This window comes from Emticicia agri, from assembly GCF_004168285.1.
GTDB classification, from domain to species: domain Bacteria; phylum Bacteroidota; class Bacteroidia; order Cytophagales; family Spirosomataceae; genus Emticicia; species Emticicia agri.
Genome location: NZ_SEWF01000133.1, coordinates 1 through 421, shown reverse-complemented (window position 1 = coordinate 421; position 421 = coordinate 1). Strand labels below are relative to the sequence as shown.

General features: G+C 48.0%; 1 pseudogene. It reads left to right on the top strand.

The window, feature by feature from the left end:
- Positions 1–421: pseudogene (locus EWM59_RS28040) on the top strand (hypothetical protein); the annotation flags it as partial.

Here is a 421-nt window from a genome sequence, read left to right as displayed (position 1 = left end):
TTACAGCCCCGGCTACCAACGTAGTCTGTTCACCAAACACGCTTTCATTAACCGCCAGTGGTTGTGCAGGGACAGTGAACTGGTCGAATGGTTCATCAGGTAGCAGTCTGATCCTTTCAAATGTAGGTACGTTTAGTATCACAGTGACCTGTACAGTTGGGTCTTGTACAAGTCCAGCCAGTTCAACAGTAACAGGGTTACAAATTATCGCTCAACCAGCAGCACCGACCATCAATGCACCAAATCCCAAAGTGGTGTGTGCACCAAGCACTTTAACTTTAACGGCCAGCGGTTGTGCAGGAACAGTGAACTGGTCGAATGGTTCATCAGGCAGTAGCTTAACGCTTTCAAGTGTAGGCACTTATAGCATTACAGCCACCTGTACAGTAGGTAGTTGTATTTCTCCGGCCAGTGCAGCAGT